Source organism: Pseudomonas saudiphocaensis, from assembly GCF_000756775.1.
GTDB classification, from domain to species: domain Bacteria; phylum Pseudomonadota; class Gammaproteobacteria; order Pseudomonadales; family Pseudomonadaceae; genus Stutzerimonas; species Stutzerimonas saudiphocaensis.
The window spans coordinates 520,070-542,221 of sequence record NZ_CCSF01000001.1 but is presented as its reverse complement, the minus strand read 5'-3'; the positions used below and the strand labels follow the sequence as shown (position 1 = coordinate 542,221).

19 protein-coding genes and 1 pseudogene are annotated in these 22,152 nt (G+C 61.6%); 8 read left to right on the top strand and 12 right to left on the bottom strand.

Annotation, left to right across the window (positions count from 1 at the left end; all coding sequences use genetic code 11):
• Positions 1-4: 4 nt before the first annotated feature.
• Both BN1079_RS02680 and BN1079_RS02675 read right to left on the bottom strand, forming a co-directional pair.
• Positions 5-2,281 (bottom strand): xanthine dehydrogenase family protein molybdopterin-binding subunit, encoded by a 2,277-nt coding sequence (locus BN1079_RS02680; RefSeq protein ID WP_037022135.1) that lies wholly within the window; start codon positions 2,279-2,281, stop codon positions 5-7.
• Positions 2,278-2,751, bottom strand: a complete 474-nt coding sequence (locus tag BN1079_RS02675; RefSeq protein ID WP_037026552.1) for a (2Fe-2S)-binding protein — start codon at positions 2,749-2,751, stop codon at positions 2,278-2,280. The genes BN1079_RS02680 and BN1079_RS02675 overlap by 4 nt, the downstream gene beginning before the upstream one ends.
• 458 nt (positions 2,752-3,209) lie before the next feature.
• Here BN1079_RS02675 and BN1079_RS02670 point away from each other — a divergent pair, with 458 nt between their 5' ends.
• Positions 3,210-3,563 carry a RidA family protein gene (locus BN1079_RS02670; RefSeq protein WP_037022133.1) on the top strand — a complete coding sequence of 118 codons (354 nt, stop codon included), beginning with the start codon at positions 3,210-3,212 and terminating at the stop codon, positions 3,561-3,563.
• 95 nt (positions 3,564-3,658) lie between these two features.
• On the opposite strand, the gene BN1079_RS02665 is transcribed toward BN1079_RS02670, so the two are convergent.
• Genes BN1079_RS02665 through BN1079_RS02640 form a run of 6 tightly spaced genes read right to left on the bottom strand, consistent with a single transcriptional unit; the run spans position 3,659 to position 9,072 of the window.
• The gene (locus tag BN1079_RS02665; protein WP_037022132.1) at positions 3,659-5,605 is read right to left on the bottom strand and encodes a hybrid sensor histidine kinase/response regulator; all 1,947 of its coding nucleotides are present in this window, start codon (positions 5,603-5,605) and stop codon (positions 3,659-3,661) included.
• Positions 5,595-6,467 (bottom strand): sensor histidine kinase, encoded by an 873-nt coding sequence (locus BN1079_RS02660; RefSeq protein WP_037022131.1) that lies wholly within the window; start codon positions 6,465-6,467, stop codon positions 5,595-5,597. The genes BN1079_RS02665 and BN1079_RS02660 overlap by 11 nt, the downstream gene beginning before the upstream one ends.
• A complete protein-coding gene (locus BN1079_RS02655; protein ID WP_037022130.1) occupies positions 6,460-7,476 on the bottom strand; it encodes an ATP-binding protein in 1,017 nt (338 codons plus the stop codon). Before BN1079_RS02655 ends, BN1079_RS02660 begins: the two co-directional genes overlap by 8 nt.
• On the bottom strand, positions 7,467-7,871 hold the full coding sequence (locus BN1079_RS02650; RefSeq protein WP_037022129.1) for an anti-sigma regulatory factor: 405 nt from the start codon (positions 7,869-7,871) through the stop codon (positions 7,467-7,469). The genes BN1079_RS02655 and BN1079_RS02650 overlap by 10 nt, the downstream gene beginning before the upstream one ends.
• Positions 7,868-8,230, bottom strand: a complete 363-nt coding sequence (locus BN1079_RS02645; protein WP_037022128.1) for an STAS domain-containing protein — start codon at positions 8,228-8,230, stop codon at positions 7,868-7,870. Before BN1079_RS02645 ends, BN1079_RS02650 begins: the two co-directional genes overlap by 4 nt.
• The gene (locus BN1079_RS02640) at positions 8,230-9,072 is read right to left on the bottom strand and encodes an STAS domain-containing protein (RefSeq protein WP_037022126.1); all 843 of its coding nucleotides are present in this window, start codon (positions 9,070-9,072) and stop codon (positions 8,230-8,232) included. Before BN1079_RS02640 ends, BN1079_RS02645 begins: the two co-directional genes overlap by 1 nt.
• Positions 9,073-9,721: 649 nt before the next feature.
• On the opposite strand from BN1079_RS02640, the gene BN1079_RS02635 reads away from it, so the two are divergent.
• The gene (locus tag BN1079_RS02635) at positions 9,722-11,308 is read left to right on the top strand and encodes an ABC-F family ATPase (protein ID WP_037022125.1); all 1,587 of its coding nucleotides are present in this window, start codon (positions 9,722-9,724) and stop codon (positions 11,306-11,308) included.
• A gap of 59 nt (positions 11,309-11,367) precedes the next feature.
• Here the strand turns inward: BN1079_RS02635 and BN1079_RS02630 are convergent, their stop codons facing one another.
• A complete protein-coding gene (locus tag BN1079_RS02630; RefSeq protein WP_037022124.1) occupies positions 11,368-12,060 on the bottom strand; it encodes a DUF1294 domain-containing protein in 693 nt (230 codons plus the stop codon).
• Between the two features lie 239 nt (positions 12,061-12,299).
• Entirely contained in the window at positions 12,300-12,683 is a 384-nt protein-coding gene (locus BN1079_RS02625) for a DUF6746 family protein (RefSeq protein ID WP_052114403.1), read from the bottom strand.
• A gap of 180 nt (positions 12,684-12,863) precedes the next feature.
• On the opposite strand from BN1079_RS02625, the gene BN1079_RS02620 reads away from it, so the two are divergent.
• From BN1079_RS02620 to BN1079_RS02610, 3 genes are all read left to right on the top strand, one after another.
• Complete coding sequence (locus BN1079_RS02620; protein WP_037026549.1) at positions 12,864-13,673, top strand: TlpA disulfide reductase family protein; 810 nt, start codon at positions 12,864-12,866, stop codon at positions 13,671-13,673.
• A 130-nt stretch (positions 13,674-13,803) separates the two neighbouring features.
• Positions 13,804-15,567 (top strand): SulP family inorganic anion transporter, encoded by a 1,764-nt coding sequence (locus tag BN1079_RS02615; protein WP_052114402.1) that lies wholly within the window; start codon positions 13,804-13,806, stop codon positions 15,565-15,567.
• A 206-nt stretch (positions 15,568-15,773) separates the two neighbouring features.
• A complete protein-coding gene (locus BN1079_RS02610; protein WP_037022123.1) occupies positions 15,774-16,046 on the top strand; it encodes an HU family DNA-binding protein in 273 nt (90 codons plus the stop codon).
• A 79-nt stretch (positions 16,047-16,125) separates the two neighbouring features.
• On the opposite strand, the gene BN1079_RS02605 is transcribed toward BN1079_RS02610, so the two are convergent.
• Positions 16,126-16,893 (bottom strand): SDR family NAD(P)-dependent oxidoreductase, encoded by a 768-nt coding sequence (locus tag BN1079_RS02605; protein ID WP_037022122.1) that lies wholly within the window; start codon positions 16,891-16,893, stop codon positions 16,126-16,128.
• Positions 16,894-17,037: 144 nt separating this feature from the next.
• On the opposite strand from BN1079_RS02605, the gene mmsB reads away from it, so the two are divergent.
• Genes mmsB through BN1079_RS02590 form a run of 3 tightly spaced genes read left to right on the top strand, consistent with a single transcriptional unit; the run spans position 17,038 to position 20,152 of the window.
• Positions 17,038-17,928, top strand: coding sequence for a 3-hydroxyisobutyrate dehydrogenase (mmsB, locus tag BN1079_RS02600; RefSeq protein ID WP_037022121.1), 891 nt, complete (start codon positions 17,038-17,040; stop codon positions 17,926-17,928).
• A 2-nt stretch (positions 17,929-17,930) separates the two neighbouring features.
• Positions 17,931-18,986, top strand: a complete 1,056-nt coding sequence (locus BN1079_RS02595) for an enoyl-CoA hydratase/isomerase family protein (protein ID WP_037022120.1) — start codon at positions 17,931-17,933, stop codon at positions 18,984-18,986.
• 14 nt (positions 18,987-19,000) lie between these two features.
• Positions 19,001-20,152, top strand: a complete 1,152-nt coding sequence (locus tag BN1079_RS02590) for an acyl-CoA dehydrogenase family protein (RefSeq protein ID WP_037022119.1) — start codon at positions 19,001-19,003, stop codon at positions 20,150-20,152.
• 209 nt (positions 20,153-20,361) lie between these two features.
• Here the strand turns inward: BN1079_RS02590 and BN1079_RS02585 are convergent.
• Positions 20,362-22,055: pseudogene (locus tag BN1079_RS02585) on the bottom strand (DEAD/DEAH box helicase).
• Between the last annotated feature and the right edge of the window lie 97 nt (positions 22,056-22,152).

Here is a 22,152-nt window from a genome sequence, read left to right as displayed (position 1 = left end):
CACCTCAGGCCAGCTTGCCCACGGGCAGGCTGCGTACACGCTTGCCGGTAGCGGCGAAGATCGCGTTGCACAGTGCCGGCGCAACCGCAGGCACCGGAGGCTCGCCGACGCCACCTGGCGGCAGGCTGTGGTCGTCATTCACCAGATGCGTGCGAATCACCCGGGGCGAGGCCGAATGGCGCAGTACCTGGTAGTCGTGGAAGTTGCTCTGCTTGATGCGGCCCTCCTCGAAGCTGATTTCGCCGAGCAGTGCCAGGCTCAGGCCCATGATGGCGCCACCTTCCATCTGCGCGCGGATACGCTCGGGGTTGACCTGGGGGCCACAGTCGATGGCCATGTCCACCGCCACTACACTCACTTCGCCCTTGTCGTCCACAGCCACTTCGACGACCGTAGCCGCGTAGCTCATAAAGCTGTAACAGAACGCCAGGCCCAGTCCGTGCCCTTTGGGCAGTTCCCGGCCCCAGCCGGCGCCCTGAGTGGCGGCCTCGATCACGCCACGCAGGCGACCGGTATCGTAGGGGTAGCGCTGCGGCGACTCGGTGTAGTTCCAGTCATCTCCCAGGTCACCGGGGTGGATCTTGCGCGCCGGCCCGATCAGATCCAGCGCGAACGCCTTGTGATCCTTGCCGGCGCGCTCGGCCAGTTCGGCGATAAAGCATTGCGCAGCGAAGGCGTGGGGAATGTTGGATACCGAGCGGAACCAGCCGATACGGGCGTGGGCCGGTACTTCAGCGGTCTCCACCCGCACATTGTCGACGCGGTACGGCATGTTGATCGCCGACATGCCCAGCTCAATCGCCATTTGCTCCTTGGCGCCTTCGACGAACAGCGAGCCGATGGTGGGCGCGGCACTGCGGTGCAGCCAGGAACGCACCTGCCCTTCGTCATCCATGACAGCTTCGAGCCGCTGCAAGGAAACGGTGTGCAGATAGCCGTGACGGATATCGTCCTCCCGGCTCCAGACCAGCTTGACCGGGGTACCCTCCGGCATGGCGCTCGCCACCACCGCGGCCTCGTCGACGAAGTCCGGCTTGGACTTGCGACCGAAGCCGCCGCCCAGCAGCAGCACGTTGACCTTGATCTTTTCCGGAGCGACACCCAAGCGGGCGGCCGCCACGTCACGCGCGGCCACCGGGTTCTGCACGGAAGTCCAGATCTCAACCTCGCCGCCCTGGATACGCACGGTGGCTACTGGCGGTTCCATCGTCGCGTGGGCCAGATGCGGCACGTAGTATTCGGCAGCAAAACGCTGGGCCTCCGGAGCCTGGTCCCAGGCAGCAACTACATCGCCATGGTTGCGCACCGCCTTGCCAGGCACCCGCGCCGCCTTCTCCAGCGCCTGCCGGTAGGCTGCCGAGTCATAGCCGCCGTTGGCGCCGTCGTCCCATTCGATCTCCAGTGCGGCACGCCCCTGCATGGCCGACCAGGTGTTGCGTGCCACCACCGCCACGCCGCCCAGGGCCTGGAATGCCGGTGCGCCTTTGAAGGGTGGGATTTCCACAACCTTGATCACGCCGGGCACCGCCAGTGCCTTGCTGTTGTCGAAGCGCTTTACCTTGCCACCCACGACCGGGGGCCTTGCCACCACGGCGTACACCATGCCCGGCAGGCGCATGTCCATGCCGTAGGTCGCCTGGCCCTTGCCGATGGCATCCAGGTCCACCAGGCGCACCTCGTTCTTGCCGATGTAGCGGAATTCGTCACGGCTCTTCAGGCGTAACGCATCGCCGCTCGGCACTGGCTGTTTGGCAGCTTCGGCGGCCAGCTCGCCATAACCCAGGCGTCGACCGCTGGGCTCGTGAATGACTTCATGTTGGCTGGCCCGTACTTCTGCAAGCGGCACCGCCCAATGCGCAGCTGCAGCTGCTTCAAGCATCTGCCGTGCCGCGGCACCGACACGACGCATGGGGTCGAGGAAGTGCCGCACGCTGCGCGAGCCGTCCACGTTCTGGTTACCGTAGCGGTCTTCGTTGGCCTCGGCCTGGATCACCTTGACCCGAGCCCAGTCCGCCTCCATTTCGTCAGCGATCACCATGGGCAGGCTGGTACGAACGCCGGTGCCCATCTCGGCACGGTGCGCAACGATGGTCACGCTGCCGTCGGCAGCGATGGAGACGAATACAAGCGGATCGTCCACCGTGCCGCCAGGCATGCTGTCGGCACCATACTTGGGTTCTTCGTCGGCCCAGGCCGCGCTGAGCAGGCCCTGGGCAGATACCGCCAGGGTCAGCAGACCCATCCCCTTGAGCAGCGTACGGCGGGAAAGTCCGGTACTCATTGTCCTGCCTCCTGCGCGAGTTCACTGGCCGCCTGAGCAATGGCGGAGCGGATGCGCGGGTAGGTTCCGCAACGGCAGATATTGCCGCTCATGGCATCGTCGATCTGTTTTTCGCTGGGCGCGGGTATCTGCTTGAGCAGACTCACCGCCGTCATGATCTGCCCAGCCTGACAGTAGCCACACTGGGCGACGTTCTGCTCGATCCAGGCCTGCTGTACGACTTGCCCGACATCATCCTGCTGCATGCCTTCGATGGTGCTGATCGCCTGCCCGGCCACCGCCGAGACAGGAGTGATGCAGGCGCGAATTGGCGCACCATCAAGATGTACCGTACATGCTCCACACAGGCCGGTACCGCAACCGAACTTGGTGCCGGTCATGCCCAGCTCGTCACGCAGGGCCCACAGCAGAGGCATGTCGTCCGGGACATCGACCTCCAGGGTCTGGCCATTGACCTGAATGCTCGTCATGGCGAACTCCTCGTCTGGATGCGTCGAGGCAACTGCCTGCAAACGCGGAATATGGCTGGCAAAAATGGGCTTTAAGAAACAGCCGCCGTGGGCTGCTTTGCGCCATTTCCTTTTTTGGTTGTTCTGTATCTGTTCTGCCGGATCAACACCGTCCGGCTGGTGACGCGCAAGGTAGACACTGTTGCTGAACCAGGGGATCACCCCTGGCGACCTCGGAGCATAAGTGCGCAACCGCGGAGCGTCCATCCTCCTGAGGTACCGTTTTGTACCGCGAATGCGCTCTCCAGGGCAGCGCCGAAACATGCGGTATCGACAAACTCCGGCCCAACGCCGCCCAGGGCGGCCCCGCATCCGCTGGCTTGTGGCAGTGTCGCACTACCTTGCAACCGAACTGGACCACCCACCGCTATGCTGCAAGGCTTTTTATCGCTCGCCATCACATTCTCAGGAGGATTCCCATGAGCCTGCAACGCTTCAACAGCAACGAACGCATGTCCGCCGCCGTTACCTACGCCAACCTGGTATTTCTGGCCGGACAGGTGCCGGATGACCGCAGCGAGGATGCTGCCGGCCAGACCCGACAGGTGTTGGCAAAGATCGACAACCTGCTGGCCGCCGCCGGCTCCGATCGTTCGAAGCTGCTCAGTGCGCAGATCTGGCTGAAAGACATCGAAGCGGATTTCGACGCGATGAATGCCGTCTGGAGCGAATGGCTGCCGGCCGGTTGCGCACCTGCGCGCGCCACCGTCGAAGCGCGGCTCGCATCGGCAGACGTTCTGGTGGAAATAATGGTTATCGCCGCTCAGGCCTGAGCCAGCGCTTGGGAAAAATACAGTCCTAAAACCGAAGCGCCACTCTCAGGAGTGGCGCTTTATAAAGGCTGTAACGGGTGGCGATTCGCTGGCTGTCATGCCTTGGCTTTCTGAATCATGCGCTGCACCTTACCCAGCAGTTCGTCAAACTGAACAGGCTTGGTAACCATATCCATTCCCTCGCTGAGGAAGCGATCGCGGCGTACCGCCTCTTCCGTATATCCGGTCATGAACAGCACCGGCAGCCCGGGGCGGGAAACCAGAGCGGCATCGGCCAGATCCCGTCCGGAAAGGCGCGGCAGGCCGACATCGGTCAGCAAGAGGTCGATCGAGAAGTCGTCCTGCAATACCGACAGCGCTGTAGCAGCGTCGCCCGCTTCGCTGCAGCGATACCCTGCCTCTCTAAGCAACTCGGCAACCACCATGCGTACCGCCGGCATGTCATCGACGATCAGCACGTGCTCGCCATTGCCCGCTGGTGTGTCGCCTGCAATGGACGGCGTCTGGCGTACCTCGACGGCAGTTGGCAATACCAGCGTCACCTCGGTGCCCTGTCCAACGGTGCTGCGGATGCGCGCTTCGCCCCCCGACTGTTTGGCGAAACCGTAGATGGAGGACAGTCCAAGCCCGGTGCCCTGGCCGAGCGGCTTGGTCGTGAAGAATGGATCGAAAACCCTGTCGATAAGTGCTGCATCGATCCCGACGCCATCGTCCCGGACGGTCAAAGCGACGTAACGTCCTTCAGCCAGCCCCGAGCTGCCGCTCGCGTGCTGGATGGCGGTAGCAATGGTGATATTGCCGCCTTTTGGCAAAGCATCTCGGGCATTGATAACCAGATTGAGGACAGCGCTTTCCAGCTGACTGGCATCGACCTGGGCGATAGCGCCCTCCTCGCACAGATCCAGCGTCAGCGAAATATGTTCGCCAATGGTGCGTCGCAGCAGTTCTTCCAGGGACTGAATCTTTAGGTTGAGGTCGGCAGGACGGGCATCCAGGGGCTGCTGGCGCGCGAACGCCAGCAGCCGATTGGTCATCGACGCCGCGCTGCGTGCGGAGCTCAGCGCGGTGTCTGCAAAACGCAGCGCGGCCTCGGTCCGTCCCTCCACCACGCGCCGTTTCAGCAATTCGATACCGGTGATAATGCCGGTCAGCAGGTTATTGAAGTCATGGGCGATGCCGCCGGTCAGCTTGCCCAGGGAGTCCATTTTCTGCGCCTGGGCCAGCTGCGCCTCAGTACGCACCCGTTCGGCGACTTCCCGGGCAAGCTCGATGTTGGCTTTATCCAGTTGCTGCAACTGCGACCGCTCACGCTGGCGCTGTTCGGTCACATCCTCGACAAAAACCAGACCCACCTCGTGGGCGTGATAGGGCGACATCTGCCAAGTAGTTTCACGCAGTTCGCCATCGACCTGCATGAGCAATGTTTCGTGCCAGCGCTGGCCGTTGGCGAGACAGCCGCGCAAGGCCTGAAGCTTGGCTTCCTCACCTTCAGCCAGGTAATCCAGTAAGGTCGATGGCGTCGGCTGATCGCCCAGAAGCAGCTTGAAGGCCTGATTGCACTCGTGCAGCTTCAATTGCGCATCAATCAATACGATCGGCGCCGGTACATTGGTAAAGATCTCCCGAAAGCGCGCTTCGCTCTCACGCAGCGCCTGCTCGGTATCGCGCACACGCAGCAAGGTGCGCAACGTAGCCAGCAGCACGTCAGGGTCCACCGGGTGAATCAGGTAGGCATCGGCACCTGCATCCAGGCCGGTGATGATATCGCCGGTCATGATTGAGGCGGCAGACACATGAATCACCGGCAGCAGCCGGTTCTGGTGGTCGTCGCGCAGCAGGCGGACGATATCGAAGCCACTCATGTCGGGCAGATTCACGTCGAGAATCAGCGCATCGACTTTCTCCTGCATGACGGCAGTCAACCCTTCCGTACCCGTTCCGGCTTCCAGCACGACATAGCCATGACGTTCCAGAACGCGACGAATCGCGTAGCGCGTCGCTGCGTTATCGTCCACCACGAGGATCGTGCACTTACTCACCATCGACCGGCTCCGCTGAAACAGCCAAAGGAATGATCACGAAGAATGACGAGCCTACGCCAGGCGTACTCTCCAGCCCGACACTACCGCCCAGCAGCTCGGCAAAACGCTTGCACAGCGACAACCCCAAACCGGTGCCCCGGAGCCGCTTTTGCAACGGCGAGTCGATCTGCACGAAATCCTCAAACAGATTGCGGTGCAGATGCTCGGGTATGCCGATGCCCGTATCGGTTACCGCAAAGCGAATATTGCCGTCGCCCTCTGGGCGCGCCGAGACCCTTACTTCACCGTGCTGAGTGAACTTCAAGGCGTTGGAAATAAAGTTACGCAGAATCTGCGCGAGCTTCTTGTCGTCGGTGTACAGGCGCGGAATGTTCCTGGGTTCTTCGAAAATCAGATCCACCGAGTCGCCATCCACGATCGGGCGAAACATGCCCCGCAACGCCGAAAACAGATCGAACATGTCAAACCACGCCGGCGAGATGGTGATGCGCCCGGCTTCGATCTTCGCCAGATCGAGCAGGTCGTCGACCATTCCACTGAGTTCCAGTGCAGCCCCGCTGATGAACATCACCTGCTTGTGCTGCTCGGCGCTCAACGGTCCGTCCATCTCGTCACTCAGCAAGCGAGTGATACTACGGATCGAGCCCAACGGGGTGCGAAACTCATGGCTCATGTAGGACAGGAACCGACTCTTCAGATCCGATGCCTGCCTCAGCTGTTCGGCCTGGGTATCAAGTTCCGCATACAAGGCGAGCACGCCCTGGTTGGTTTCTTCGAGCTCGGCACGCAGCAGTTCGTTCTCGCGGCGCAGCCGATCAATCTCATCAGTCTCCGTGCCCTGTCGCGCAATCGCATCAGTCACCGGATACCTCCAAAGCAATTACCAGAACGGTTACATCATCGCGGCCTCGACAGAAATCGCGGTGCAGCAAGGCGGCAATCAGTGCCGGGTGGCGGAATGCCAGGCCGGGATAGTCACGCAGATCCCAGCGCGTCTGCAGGCCATCGCTGTACAGGATCAGCAGCTGGTTTGGCGTGATCGGATAATCGAACACCTGCGCCTTGCGAAACCGCGAGCCAACGATGCCGGGATGCGAAGCCAAACCTCGGCTCGTATCACGGGTTAACAGGCGTGCGCCGATGTTACCTACGCCGCTAAAGCGCATGACACCGGAAGCCAGATCACCCACCACCAGCGCGGCGGCACCGCCGCGCGAGCCCATCATCGCCTGGTGCATTTGCAGCATCTGAACCTCGGGATCGGCAAATGGCTCGGCGGCGAACACCGCAGCGCCGGCCAGGCTCGCCCGCTCGGCGTCCTCGCCATGGCCAATTCCATCTATAACCAGTGCGCTGACACGTTGCCCATCGAACGCCAGGTGCCAGACATCACCGCAGGCAGGATCGGCATTGAGCGAATGCTGGCTGACACCGAAACGTAGCGGCAGCGCTGACGCGTGGCGCGCATATAGATGTACGAGTACGACCGAACCCCTGGCATCGGAAAACACGTCGAACAGCTGCGCCTGACGCACCAGGGCGCCGAGTCCGTTGCCCGGAGTTCCGCCAGTGGAAAAACCATCCGCCAGGCATTCGCCAAGGTCAAAGCCCGGCCCCCGATCCACGCTGATCAGCTCCACTGCAAATCCCGGGTTCGCCGGAATAGCGCGCAAATGCAATTGGCCATGGCCGGCATGTTTCAGCAGGTTGGTCGACAGTTCCGTCGCAGCAAGCGCTACGCGACCAGCGTCTGCTTCATCAAAGCCCAGCGTGTTCGCCATCGCCAGCGCAACGCGCCGAGCGTGGCCAACCTGACTTTCTTCTTCGACCGGCACTACGACCGTCGTGCTGCCCTTGATGCTTAGGACCATTTCACAATGCTGATGCGAGTGCCGGATCCCGGCGAACTGTCCAACTCGAATTCATCCACCAGGCGCTTGGCACCTGTGAGCCCCAGCCCAAGGCCGCTACCGGAGGTCCAGCCATCAGTCATCGCCAGTTTGATATCTGGGATACCCGGCCCCTCATCGCGAAAGGTCAGCCGGATGCCGGAACGCGGACCTTGGGCCAGCACATGCCAGTCCATATCGCCGCCGCCACCATAAACGACCGTGTTCCGGGCCAGCTCGCTCACTGCTGTGACCAGCTTGGTCAGATCGACCAGACGCATGCCGCAATCCTGGGCCAGCTTGCGAACGACCTGACGGGCAATCACCACATCCTGTTCGATCCGCACTGGCACGCTGCCGCTTGCATGTTCGATCATTTATCGGCCATCCGCTGATGCAACAATTGCATGCCTCTCTCAACGTTGAGCGCAGTGCTGACGCCTTGCAGCGTCAGCCCCAGCTCCACCAGGGTGATAGCCACCGCCGGCTGCATGCCGACCACGACGGTCTCGGCATCCATGATGCTCGAGAGCCCGGAGATCGAGCTGATCATGCGGCCAATGAACGAATCGACCATATCCAGCGCCGAAATATCTATCAGGACGGCACGGGCCGACGTCTGGCTGATTCGTTCGGCGAGATCGTCCTGTAGCGTAAGGGCGAGCTGGTCGTGCATATCGACCTGAATGGTGACCAATAGGAAGTCGCCCATCCGCAGAATTGGTATGCGTTCCATTAATTCGCCTTACTTACAGTCAGCCCGGAGCGACGCAGCGCGAGCGCAAGCGCGTCGGCGAGGGAGGCCTTGGTGACAATGCCCTGCAGGTCGAGTCCGAGGTGAACGATGGTTTGCGCAATCTGCGGACGCACGCCACTGATGATGCAGTCGGCGCCCATCAGGCGTATCGCGGTAACGGTCTTGAGCAGATGCTGCGCCACCAGCGTATCGACCGTGGGCACGCCGGTGATATCGATAATGGCAATTTCCGAACCGGTATCGACAATGCGTTGCAACAGGGATTCCATCACTACCTGAGTCCGCTGCGAGTCGAGGGTGCCGATCATCGGCAGCGCCAGAACGCCATCCCACAGCTTGACGACCGGTGTTGAAAGTTCGAGCAACTCTTCCTGCTGACGCTTGATCACCGCTTCACGCGACTTCTGGAACGTGCGAACGGTGTGCAGGCCCAGGTCATCGATCAGCTCGGAAAACGCCCAAAGCTGTTCGACCAGCAATGCTGGCTCGTCGGCGTACTCGGCTTGCACAAGCGCCATCAAGGGCCGCTTGATCGAAAAGATAAACCCCGCGGTCTGTTGCGAATCGAAACCGAGCAGCACTCGGCTATGGGAAAGCTGCTCAAGGAACAGGCGCATCTCGTCCCATTTGGAATGCTGGAGGTTTTGCGAGAAGTCCCCAGTGGCCAGCAGGCGAACAAAGTCTGCGGCCTGCTGACGAAGATCTTCGGTCTTCAGGTTTCGGTATAGGCCGCCTGCAAGCAGTTCAGTAGTCCAGCTGTCGACCAGCTTCTCTTCGTTGTCGCGAATAAGGTTGAGCGTACGTTGATGCAGTGTTGTCATTTGCGCGGATCCTGAGCTGAGCGTAACGCTGGTTCAAGTTGGGATAAGAGTCGTTCTAAAGCTACGGGTTCGTGCGGCGAAGCAAAAAACAAAGCGGGCGCCGAGCTTCCGAGGCGCCAGACGATTGCGAGATAGAAACGGAGACTTCCTCTCTGGAAAGCAGGTGCCGTTGCTGCACCCTCCAGACATATCGCAAGCAAGCCGGGTCAACCGATAGCGACTTGCTATTGCGCACTATCCTGACGATGAGGTCAATCAACTTCTGCGCAGCCTATTCAAAGCATGTTCGCGTAAATTTCGTTCCAAGAGTCGCGAGGTCGCGTCAATATCCAGACAAACTTTGCGGGCTTTTCCGCTTCAACTCGCTCTGACTCAGGCTACGAGACGCTGTAATTCAGGCAGCCGTTGCATGGGCAGCTCGCAATCAGGCATATAACTGCCGCCCGAGCTATGCGAGAATACGCGCGCCCAAAAATGGACCTCCCATTTTCAGTCTCAGTGGAACGGCCACAGCCTGCCGACTCTGCTGCACCTCTACGCCCGCTGGATCGAATCGAGCCTCTTCACCAGGGAAGCTTGAAGCCGGATTATTTGGTATCCGAACTATATCGCGCCGCTCCAGCCACTCTAGTAATCGATAGGTAAGCAATTGATCTCCACCGCTAATATCACCATGCAGTTTGGCGCCAAGCCGCTGTTTGAAAACGTCTCCGTCAAGTTTGGCAACGGCAATCGCTACGGCCTGATTGGTGCCAACGGTTGCGGCAAGTCGACGTTCATGAAGATTCTCGGTGGCGATCTGGAGCCCTCCAGCGGCCAGGTCATGCTTGAGCCCAATGTGCGCCTCGGCAAGCTGCGTCAGGATCAGTTCGCCTACGAAGACTTCAACGTCATCGATACCGTGATCATGGGTCACGAGGAACTGTGGAAGGTCAAAGCCGAGCGCGAACGCATCTATTCGCTGCCGGAAATGAGCGAAGAAGACGGCATGGCGGTAGCCGAGCTGGAAACCGAATTTGCCGAGCTCGATGGCTACACCGCCGAATCCCGCGCAGGCGAACTGCTGCTTGGCCTGGGCATTCCGCTGGAACAGCATTTCGGCCCGATGAGCGAAGTGGCGCCCGGCTGGAAACTGCGCGTTTTGCTGGCCCAGGCGCTGTTTTCCGACCCGGAAGTGCTGCTGCTGGACGAACCGACCAACCACCTGGATATCAACACCATCCGCTGGCTGGAGGACGTTCTCAAGGTCCGCAATAGCACCATGATCATCATTTCCCACGACCGCCACTTCCTGAACTCGGTCTGTACACACATGGCCGATCTGGATTACGGCGAGCTGCGCCTGTTCCCCGGCAACTATGACGAATACATGACCGCCGCGACCCAGGCGCGCGAGCGCCTGCTGTCCGACAACGCCAAGAAGAAGGCGCAGATCGCCGAACTGCAGACCTTCGTCAGCCGCTTTTCCGCCAACGCCTCGAAGGCCAAGCAGGCCACCTCCCGCGCCAAGCTGATCGACAAGATTCAGCTCGATGAGGTCAAGCCGTCCAGCCGCGTCAGCCCCTTTATTCGCTTCGAACAGACCAAGAAACTGCATCGCCAGGCGGTAACCGTGGAGAAGCTGGCCAAGGGCTTCGATGGCAAGCCACTGTTCGAGAACTTCAGTTTCACTGTGGAAGCCGGCGAGCGTGTGGCCATCATCGGCCCCAACGGCATCGGCAAGACCACCCTGCTGCGCACCCTGGTGGGCGACCTGCAACCGGATGCCGGTTCGGTGAAGTGGACCGAGAGCGCCGAGGTCGGCTACTACGCTCAGGATCACGCCGATGATTTCGCAGACGACATGACCCTCTTCGACTGGATGGGCCAGTGGACCCAGGGCGGCGAACAGTTGGTACGCGGCACCTTGGGCCGCATGCTGTTCTCCAACGACGAGATCCTGAAGTCCGTTCGGGTGATCTCCGGTGGCGAACAGGGCCGCATGCTGTTCGGCAAGCTGATCCTGCAAAAGCCCAACGTGCTGGTGATGGACGAACCCACCAACCACCTGGACATGGAGTCCATCGAGGCACTGAACCTGGCGCTGGAGAACTATCCGGGCACCCTGATCTTCGTCAGCCATGACCGCGAATTCGTCAGCTCTCTGGCCACGCGCATCATCGAGCTCTCTGCCTCGGGTGTGACCGATTTCAGCGGCAGCTATGACGATTACCTGCGCAGCCAGGGCGTGATCTGACCGGTTCGCAGCAAAAGGAAACGCCCCGCCGATGCGGGGCGTTTTCGTATCTGCGCGCGTCAGAACTGCGGCAGCAAGGGATACAGGCGCTGGAGATACAGGTAGTCCAGCCAGGCGACCTGATGGGCAATGACGATCAGCCAGAACACCAGCTGGAACGACCATTTGCGGGTCTTGTGTCGCAGCCATTGCTGGGCGATCAACGCACCTGGCCAGCCGCCCAGTAGCTCAACCAGATGCAGCCGCGACTCGGGCGTGCGCCAACCGCCGCGCTGGGCGCGGCGTTTGTCATGCAGGTAGAGCGCCAGGGCCAGCAGGCTGGCCAGTGGATAACCCAGCAGCGGCCAGTGGCTGCCCTGCTCCGCCGCCAAGCGAAGGCTACCGAGCGCAGGCAGTAGGCAGAGCAGCAGCAACACCAGGGCCTTCAGAAAAGGCTGCTGCGTCGGAACGTTTCGGCGCGCAGCCGGCTCGGTTTGCGTTCGCGGCGCAGCGCGGCTCACGGGCTTGGCAGGCTTCTGGCGGATGGCGGGCTCGTCTAGCGACAAGGGCGCATCCAGACGGATGTGCGTCGCGCGAAGGCGCCCCGCCTTGTCTGTCACACTCAGATAGAGAACCTGGTCGCCCTGCACCGGGCGGCGCGCGCCACGCATGGCCGAGATGTGTGCAAAGACATCACCACCGCCCTGCTGGGGCCGGATAAAGCCGAATCCCTTCTGGTCGTCCCAGCTTCTTAGCTGACCGCGTAGCTCCATGACTGATGATCCGCTTGGAAAAGTGCGGGATTCTAATGCAAGCCTTTGCCCAACAAGGAGTCGGCGCAAATCACGCGGGTGGGCTCGACAGCGTGTCAGTCGACTTGCTTATACCGTTGCATGGCCGAGGTGCTAGACACGGTCCAGCAGCCTTGCTTGGCCGCCGGTGCGCGGCGCCGTGGGCATGGTGCCCAAGCAAAAGCCTAGGCACCATGGGTCCGCTCTACAGCGCGGGGCTTCTACTTGACGAGTGCGCGGACGCCCTCGAGATAGACTTGGCCCTGCGCCTGTACCACTTCGGGTTTGTTGGTCTCGGATGCCACGTGGACCTCTTCCAGCAGTGCTGCGGTTTCATCCAGATCCGCCTGGATTCGCTTCAGCGCATTTTCCAGGGTGTAGGTCAGCATGTGCACTTCATGCATATCCATAGCCGTCAGCTCGTTCTTGGCCAGAATGGCCTCAAGCTTGGGGTTGTATTTGCTCAGATTGGTGACCGCCTGCTGGGTGGTTGGCGCCGGCTCTCCCTTGGAGTGCGCGGGTCGTGGGCTGTCATCGTTGGCCCAGCTTGTGGCGCTGAGGAAAAGAACGATGGCACCAGTGAACAGCCGAATCGAGCTTTGCATGGTCTTTCTCTTTGCATGGATAGGGTGGGAAAAACATATCGACAATGAAAACGATTCGCAATCAGCAATTACTTCTGACGGCGCGGCCCAATGTCGCAACAACCTGCAACTCGCGCGCCCGGCACCTACACCGCTCGCAAGGTACAGTGCCGGTCCATCCACACGAGAGGTAGTTTGAGCGTGCTCACCCTGAACATTGGCCCACTGGTACTCGGTATGCCGCAGCTGTTGTTGATGCTCAGCTTGTTGCTGGCAGTGCTGACCGGCTGGTGGGTAGGCCGGAGACACAAGCGCAACCCCGAGCGCCAGGTATTTCGGCTGCTGATACTGGCCCTGGTGGTGGCGCGACTGGCCTTTGTGTTGGTCTATTTCGAGGATTTCAGCGACAACTGGTGGGGCGTGCTGGACATCCGCGACGGCGGCTTCATTCCCTGGCCCGGCATCCTCGCCGCCCTGCTGGCGGGCGGCTGGCTGCTCTGGCGCAACGCCGACCTGCGCAAGCCGCTGGGTGCCGCGCTGGCGGCGGGCGTATTGAGCTGGGGTTTCACCAACCTGGGCTGGCATGCTTTCGAGCAAGGCACGCGCCTGCCGGAAATGGCCTTGCGCGATATCTCAGGCGCACCGGTCAAGCTTGAGGATTACGTCGGCAAGCCGCTGGTGATCAACCTCTGGGCTACCTGGTGCCCGCCCTGCCGCCGGGAAATGCCGGTGCTGGCCGAAGCCCAGGACACGCACGAGGAATTCATCTTCCTGTTCGTCAACCAGGGTGAGGGTGAAGGCGAAATTGAGCGATTTCTGCAAGCTAGCGGCCTTAACCTGCGCAATCTGCTGATCGACAGCGGCGGCAGGCTCGGCCAGCACGTCGGCTCCCAAGCCCTGCCGACAACCATTTTCTACGATGCCCAAGGCCGACAGGTAGGCAGCCATCTGGGCGAGCTGTCCCGCGCCAGCCTGTCCCATGCTCTGACCGCTTTGCAGCAGGAGCCCTAAATCGGCGCTACACTGGCACCCGTCCTTCGATACCGGTCAATATGCAGCGGCACGCTGCCGTCCATCCGGGCCAAGCGGGCCGTAACGAATCCACTTAACCGGTTATCAACATGGCGACCTCCATTTTTAGATGAGATCTCGACTGGCACGCTACCTGCCCTGCCTGCAGTGGGGCGCAACCTACGATCGCCATGCGGCCAGCCGCGACAGCCTGGCGGCGGTGATCGTCACTCTGATGTTGATCCCGCAGAGCCTTGCCTACGCCATGCTGGCCGGCCTGCCGGCTATCAACGGACTCTATGCCAGCATCCTGCCGCTGGTTGCCTACACCCTGTTCGGCACCAGCCGCACGCTGTCCGTCGGTCCGGTGGCGGTAATTTCGCTGATGACCGCCGCGGTGTTGGGGCCACTGTTTGTAGCCGGCAGCGCCGAATACGCCGGGGCTGCGCTGGTGCTGGCGCTGCTGTCCGGCGTCCTGCTGCTGGCCATGGCGCTGTTGCGCCTGGGCTTTCTGGCGAACTTCCTCAGCCACCCGGTGATTTCCGGTTTTATCAGCGCCTCGGCCATTCTTATTGCCTTGAGTCAGCTCAGACATATCCTCGGGATCGAGGCTCAGGGCGATAACGCCGTGATGTTGTTGCTCAGGCTGCAACAGGAGTTACCCCAGACCCACCTGCCGACGCTGGCGATCGGCACGGCCAGCCTGTTGTTCATCTACCTGACGCGATGTCATCTGGGTCGATGGCTGGGCGCGCCACCACGGCTCGCTGACAGCATCGGCAAGATCGGCCCGATCATTGCCCTGCTCGGCTCGATTCTGCTGGTCAGCGCCCTGGAACTCGGTGCAGCCGGAGTAAAGGTGGTCGGCATCGTTCCTCAGGGATTGCCGACAATCAGCCTGCCGGAGCTGGACCTCGCGCTGCTTCGACAACTGCTGCCAGCCGCTCTGCTGATCAGCCTGGTGGGCTTTGTGGAGTCGGTTTCGGTCGGCCAGACTCTGGCTTCCCGGCACCGTGAGCGCATCGACCCGAACCAGGAGCTGGTCGCGCTGGGCAATGCCAACATCGCTGCAGCACTGAGCGGCGGCATGCCGGTTACCGGAGGCTTCTCGCGCTCAGTGGTGAATTACGATGCTGGTGCCAAAACCCCCATGGCCGGCGCCTTGGCGGCAGTCGGCATCGCCATCACCGCTCTGTATTTCACTCCACTGCTGCACGACCTGCCGCACGCCGTGCTGGCCGCGATCATCATCGTTGCGGTGCTGAGCCTGGTGGATATTGGTGCGCTCGGGCGCACCTGGCGCTATTCCCGGCAGGATGGCGCAGCCATGGCGGTGAGCATGCTTGGCGTGCTGCTGATCGGCGTCGAAGCGGGCATTCTGCTGGGCGCGGGACTGTCCTTGCTGCTTTTTCTCTGGCGCACCAGCCAACCGCATATAGCGGTGGTCGGCCAGGTTCCGGGGAGCGAGCACTTCCGCAACGTCGAGCGTTACGCCGTGGCCGAGAGCAGCAAGGTGCTGTCCGTGCGGGTGGATGAGAGCCTGTATTTCCCCAACGCACGCTTTCTCGAAGACCGTATCGCCAAACTGGTCGGCCAGCACCCGGCCGCCGAGCATCTGGTGCTCATGTGCCCCGGCATCAATCTGATCGACGCCAGCGCCCTGGAAAGCCTGGAAACCATCAGCGAGCGGCTGCGCACCGCCGGTATCCAGCTGCATCTCTCGGAGGTCAAGGGGCCGGTTATGGACAAATTGCGTAGATCCGACTTTCTCCGGGACTTCGGCGGCCAGGTGTTTCTCAGCCAGTTCGATGCGCTGAAAGCCCTTGATCCCGAAACCACTCGGAAGGCGCTTGCAGGCGCGCATCCGTCATCACCTGCACATGGAGAAGGCTGAAATCTCCCGCATCCCGCGCCGCCAACAGGTGAACCCGCGCCGGGATGGACTGTCCAGAGCACAAGCGCACCCGCTCTAGCGCGCTACGACTGGAGCGGTATTGATGCTGTAGTCGTTATTTTTTGAAAAAGAGGGAATTTGCCGCAGGCGACGAGGCACGACGCTGCTTATACTGACCACCCCATCCCATCTGGAGAGCCAGACCTGTGAACAAAGCCGAGTTGATTGAAGCGATTGCCGCCTCTGCGGATATTCCAAAAACCACAGCCACCCGCGTACTCGACGCCTTCACTGAAAGCGTTACCACCACCCTACAGAACGGTGACAGCGTCACCCTGGTCGGTTTCGGCACCTTCGCCGTCAAGGAGCGCGCCGCCCGCGACGGCCGCAACCCGCAGACTGGCGCCACCATCAAGATTGCCGCCGCAAAGCTGCCCGGTTTCAAGCCTGGCAAAACACTCAAGGATGCAGTGAACTGATTCTGCTGCTCAGGCGCTGACGCTTTTACACGAGCGCAGCGCCTGACACCTTCCCTCTAGCAGCCCCGCCCTTCCCGCATCATTCCTTGTCGCGATCTACCGCAAAGCCCGCCCAAGCCTGCCGCGACGGCATGATCTCGAGCCGGTTGATATTGATATGCGCCGGTAACGTGGCGACATAGAAAATCTGTTCGGCGATATCTTCTGCAGTCAGTGGTGTAGTGGTCCGGTACAGCGCATCGGATGCCGCCTGGTCACCCTTGTTGCGCACCAGGGTAAATTCCGTTTCGGCCAGCCCAGGCGCGATATCCGTAACCCGCACACCGGTTGCCACCAGATCGCAGCGCAGGTTGTAGCTGAACTGCTCAACGAAGGCCTTGCTGGCGCCATACACATGGCTGCCGGAATAAGGCCAGCTGCCCGCAACCGAGCCGATATTGACGATGCTGGCACCCTTGCCGGTTTCGATCAGGGTCGGCAGCAGCGTATGGGTGACGTTGACCAGCCCGGTGATGTTGGTGTCGATCATCGTGTGCCAGTCATTCAGATCGGCCTTCTGTGCCGGCTCGGGTGCCAGGGCCAGACCGGCGTTGTTGACCAGGCAGGTCACCTGACGGAAGTCCTCGGGCAGCTGTGCGACCACTTCCTTCACCGCATCGATACTGCGCACATCCAGGCTGGCGATATGCACAGGCACCTTGGCCTGCAGTTCCTCTTTGAGTTCCTGTAGTCGCTCGAAACGACGCCCCGTCAGCACCAGCGACCAGCCGGCTTCGGCAAAGCGGCGTGCAGTGGCACGACCAAACCCGGATGTGGCGCCAGTGATGAAAACGACCTTGCTGTTCATGGGTATCCTCTCGAATGGCGACGCTCGTAGAAGCGTCGCGGTTGTCTGTAGGTTGGCTATGGTCTGTTGTCAGGACGAAAATTTCGAGCGTTTTCGCTTCATGGGACTGCTAGGCTCAAAACACTACAAGAACAGGACATACCCATGCATATCGGTTTTCTCGGCCTCGGCAACATGGGCGGCCCCATGGCGCGCAACCTGCTCAAGGCCGGCCATCAACTAAGCGTCTTCGACCTCTCTCCCGCAGCCCTTGCCAGCCTGGTGGAAGCCGGCGCGCAGCAAGCGGCTTCCCCGGCAGCGGTTGCCCAGGCGGGCGTTGAGGTCATCATCAGCATGCTGCCGGCGGCCGCCCACGTGCGGCAGGTCTATCTCGGAGAGGACGGATTGCTGAGCCGTGTTCCCGCGAACGTGCTGCTGATCGACTGTTCCACCATCGACCCGATGACCGCCCGCGAAGTCGCCGCGGCGGCGGCCAGCAAGGGCAATCCGATGCTCGACGCCCCCGTATCCGGCGGCACGGGTGGCGCGGCAGCCGGCACCCTGACATTCATGGTCGGCGGCAAAGAAGCCGATTTTCGCCAGGCCGAGCCCATTCTCGCAGCCATGGGCAAGAACATCGTTCACTGCGGTGACAGCGGCAACGGTCAGGTGGCGAAGGTCGCCAACAACCTGCTGCTGGGCATCTCCATGATCGGCGCCGCCGAAGCCATGTCTCTTGGTGTCGCCCTTGGCATGGACGCCAAGGTGCTGGCCGGCGTGATCAACTCGTCCAGCGGCCGCTGCTGGAGCTCGGAAATCTACAACCCCTTCCCCGAGGTCGTGGAAAACAGCCCGGCTTCGCGCGGCTACAGCGGCGGTTTCGGCGCCGACCTGATGCTCAAGGACCTGGGCCTGGCCAGCGAGGCTGCCAAACAGACGCGCCAGCCGATCATCCTCGGCGCCGTGGCGCAGCAGCTCTACCAAGCCTTCAGCCTGCAGGGCAACGGCGCGCTGGACTTCTCCGCAATCATCAAACTCTACCGTCAGGAACACTGAGCATGTCCGAAACCGAAGTACCGGTACTGGTCGAAGTACGTAACCGCGTCGGCTACCTCACCCTCAACCGCCCCGCCGGCCTGAATGCCGTGACCCTGCCGATGGTGCGCATCCTGCACCACCAACTGCAGGAATGGGCGGATGACCAAAATATTGTGGCCGTGGTCCTGCGTGCCGCCGGCGAAAAGGCCTTCTGTGCCGGCGGCGACATCCGCATGCTGTATGACAGCCACAAGAACGGCGACAACCTGCGCTGGGACTTCTTCGAGGAAGAGTACGCGCTGGACCAGTACATCCACGCCTACAGCAAGCCGCTGCTGGCGCTGATGAACGGCTACGTACTGGGCGGCGGCATGGGCCTGGTCCAGGGCGCCTCGCTACGGGTGATTTCCGAGCGCACGCGCATGGGCATGCCGGAAGTCGGCATCGGCTATTTTCCCGATGTCGGCGGCAGCTACTTTCTACCGCGCCTGCCGGCCAATCTCGGTATCTATATGGGCGTCACCGGCAATCATGTGGATGCCGCCGATGCGCTACATGCAGGGCTCGCCGATTATTGCCTGCCCCATGAGCGCTTCGCCGAACTCCAGCAGCAGCTCGATAAGCAGAACTGGCACCTCCCGGCCGGCGATATCCTCGCCGGGCTGCTCGCTTTGCTGGCAGCTACCGACCTGCCGGAGGCTTCGTTCAAAACGCTGGAGCCGGCCATCGAGCAGCACTTCTCACACGCCAGCATTCCGGCCATTCGAGACTCCCTGGCAGCAGAACAGCGGCCCGAGTACCGCGACTGGGCGGCCGAAACACTGAGCATCATCGACAGCCGTTCGCCGCTAGCGGTCAGCGTTACTCTGGAAATGCTCCGACGCGGGCGCGAGTTGTCACTGGCTGAGTGCTTTGCCATGGAGCTGCATCTGGACCGCCAATGGTTCGAACATGGCGACATCATCGAAGGCGTGCGCGCACTGATTGTCGACAAGGACAAAAACCCACGCTGGAATCCGCCTACGCTCGCCGAAGTGACGCCACAGCGCATCGCCGCTTTCTTCTCCGGCAGCTGAATCAGGAGCGCCCCATGCACGACCTTGAACTCACCGAAGAGCAGCGCATGATCCGCGACCTGGCACGTGACTTTGCTCGTGCAGAGGTCGCTCCCAACGCCGAGGGCTGGGCCAAAGCCGGCTGGATCGATGACTGTGTCATCGCCCAGATGGGCGAGCTCGGCCTGCTTGGCATGATCGTGCCCGAACGCTGGGGCGGCAGTTACCTTGATTACGTGGCCTATGCGCTGGCCGTGGAGGAAATCGCTGCCGGCGATGGTGCGCTCGGCGCGCTGATGAGCGTGCACAGTTCGGTGGGCTGCGGGCCGATCCTCAAATACGGCACTGCCGAGCAGCAAGACCAGTGGTTGCCCGAGCTTGCAACTGGGCGCGCCATCGGCTGTTTTGCCCTGAGCGAACCCCAGGCTGGCTCCGAGGCGCACAACCTGCGCACGCGTGCCGTGCTGGAGAATGACGAATGGGTCATCAACGGCAGCAAGCAATTCGTCAGCAATGGCAAGCGCGCAAAGATCGCCATTATCTTCGCCGTCACCGACCCCGAACTGGGTAAAAAAGGCCTGTCGGCCTTTCTGGTACCCACCGACAACCCCGGTTTTTGCGTTGATCGCGTGGAAAAAAAGATGGGCCTGCGCGCTTCCGATACCTGCGCGGTAAGTCTGAACAACTGCCGCATTCCCGCAGCGAACCTGCTCGGCCCGCGCGGCAAGGGCCTGGCCATCGCCTTGTCCAATCTGGAAGGTGGCCGCATCGGCATCGGCGCCCAAGCCGTGGGCATCGCCCGCGCGGCTTTCGAGGCAGCGCTGGGCTACGCCCGCGAGCGCATCCAATTCGACCAACCCATCATCGAGCACCAGAGCGTGTCCAACATGCTCGCCGACATGCATACCCGGATCAACGCCGCACGCCTGCTGATCCTGCATGCCGCCCGTTTACGCAGCGCCGAGCTGCCCTGCCTGTCGGAGGCCTCGCAGGCCAAGCTGTTCGCCTCGGAAACCGCCGAGTACGTCTGTTCCAAAGCCCTGCAGATTCATGGCGGCTACGGCTATCTGGAGGACTATCCGGTAGAACGCTATTACCGCGACGCGCGCATTACCCAGATTTATGAAGGCACCAGTGAGATCCAGCGCCTGCTGATTGCGCGAGAGCTGGGCAAGTACGATTTGTAGAGAGTGCGATCGGGCGCGCTCCCGCTTTTATAGAACCTTGGCTACCGGGCAGAGCGGCGATGCGTGTGAAAAGCGCGGCCCACTCTACGAACTACTGGCGATAACGCAGAAGGCGAAACACCTTGGCGCAGACGACAGATGCAAAAAGGGCGGACTTTTCAGTCCGCCCTTCGCTTTGAGCTCTTAAAACCTAGCCGAGATGGCTGATCTTAATCCTCGCGATACCGGCGCAGCTTCAGCTGCTTGCCGCCTACGCGGGTGTCCTTGAGCTTGCCGAGCAGACCTTCCAGGCCCTCTTCCGGCAATTCGACCAGGCTGAAGCTGTCACGCACCTGAATGCGGCCGATGGCTTCGCGGGCCAGACCGCCCTCGTTGAGGATGGCGCCAAGCAGGTTGCGGGCAGCGATGCCGTCACGCGCGCCCAGCGGCGTACGGCAACGGGCGCGACCTTCAGCCAGCGGCATCGGCGCGCGACGCTCGCGGTCGCCACTACGCTCGGAACGCTCAGAACGTTCACGCGGGCCGCTACTGGGAACCAGAGGCTGCTCTTTTTCCACTTCGGCCAGAGTCAACGCCTGACCGTTGGTTGCCTTGCGCAGCAGCGCAGCGGCCAGGGCACGCGGGCTGCAACCGATATCGGCAACCAGCTTGTCGAGCAGCTCGCCATGGCTGGCTTCGGCATCGGCAACCAGCGGCGCGAGGCTGTTGGTCAGTTTTTTGATGCGTGCATCAAGTACCTGCTGACCATTGGGCAGGCGTGCCTCGGCGACCTTCTGGTTGGTTACGCGCTCAATGACCTGCAGCATGCGGCGCTCGCGCGGCGTGACCAGCAGCAGCGCGCGGCCTTCACGACCGGCACGGCCGGTACGACCGATCCGGTGCACATAGGACTCAGGGTCATACGGCATGTCCACGTTGAATACGTGGGTGATACGTGCCACATCCAGACCACGCGCAGCCACGTCGGTGGCGACGACGATGTCCAGACGACCGTCCTTGAGCGATTCGATAACGCGCTCACGCTGGTTCTGGGCGATGTCACCGTTCAACGCGGCAGCCTTGTAGCCCTTGGCTTCCAGCGCGGCAGCCAGATCCAGAGTCGCTTGCTTGGTGCGCACGAAGGCGATCAATGCATCGAAGTCTTCGACTTCCAGCAGGCGCAGTACCGCAGGAATTTTCTGATCGGCATGCACCATCAGATGCGCCTGTTCGATTCGGGCCACAGTCTGGGTTTTGGCAGCGATCTTGATGTGCTGCGGTTCACGCAGGTGCTTTTCGGCAATGGCACGGATTGAGTGCGGCAGCGTGGCGGAGAACAACACGCTCTGGCGGCTTTCCGGCATGGCTTCGAAGATGACCTCCAGATCATCCATGAAACCCAGCTTGAGCATTTCGTCAGCTTCGTCGAGTACCAGAAACTGCACAGTGGACAACAGCGCACCGTTGCGGCTCAGGTGATCGACCAGGCGGCCGGGCGTGGCCACGACAATCTGCGCGCCCTGACGAATGGCCTTGAGCTGCGGCCCCATAGGCGCGCCACCATAAATGGCGACAACACTAACAGTCGGCATCTGCTTGGCATAGGTTTCGAATGCGGTGGCAACCTGCAGCGCCAGCTCACGGGTCGGCGCGAGAATCAGCGCCTGAACTTCGCGCCGGGCCGGGTCGATCTTCGACAGCAGCGGCAGCGCGAAAGCGGCAGTCTTGCCGGTTCCGGTCTGTGCCTGACCGATCATGTCGTGGCCGTCGAGAATGACCGGGATGGCCTGTTTCTGAATTGCGGAAGGTTCTTCGTAGCCCACCGCGGTGATTGCAGCGAGTACAGCAGAATGAATACCGAGCGCGGCAAAGCCGCCGATTTCCTGGGTCATGGGTCTTTTCCTGATGCTCCGCAAAGACCCATGTTCCGAAGCTGCGCATGCCATGTAAAACCCGGGAACGGGTAACCCTGGCAGCCTTGGTCGGCGGGGTTTGCGAAAACGAATGAATGATGAATCGTC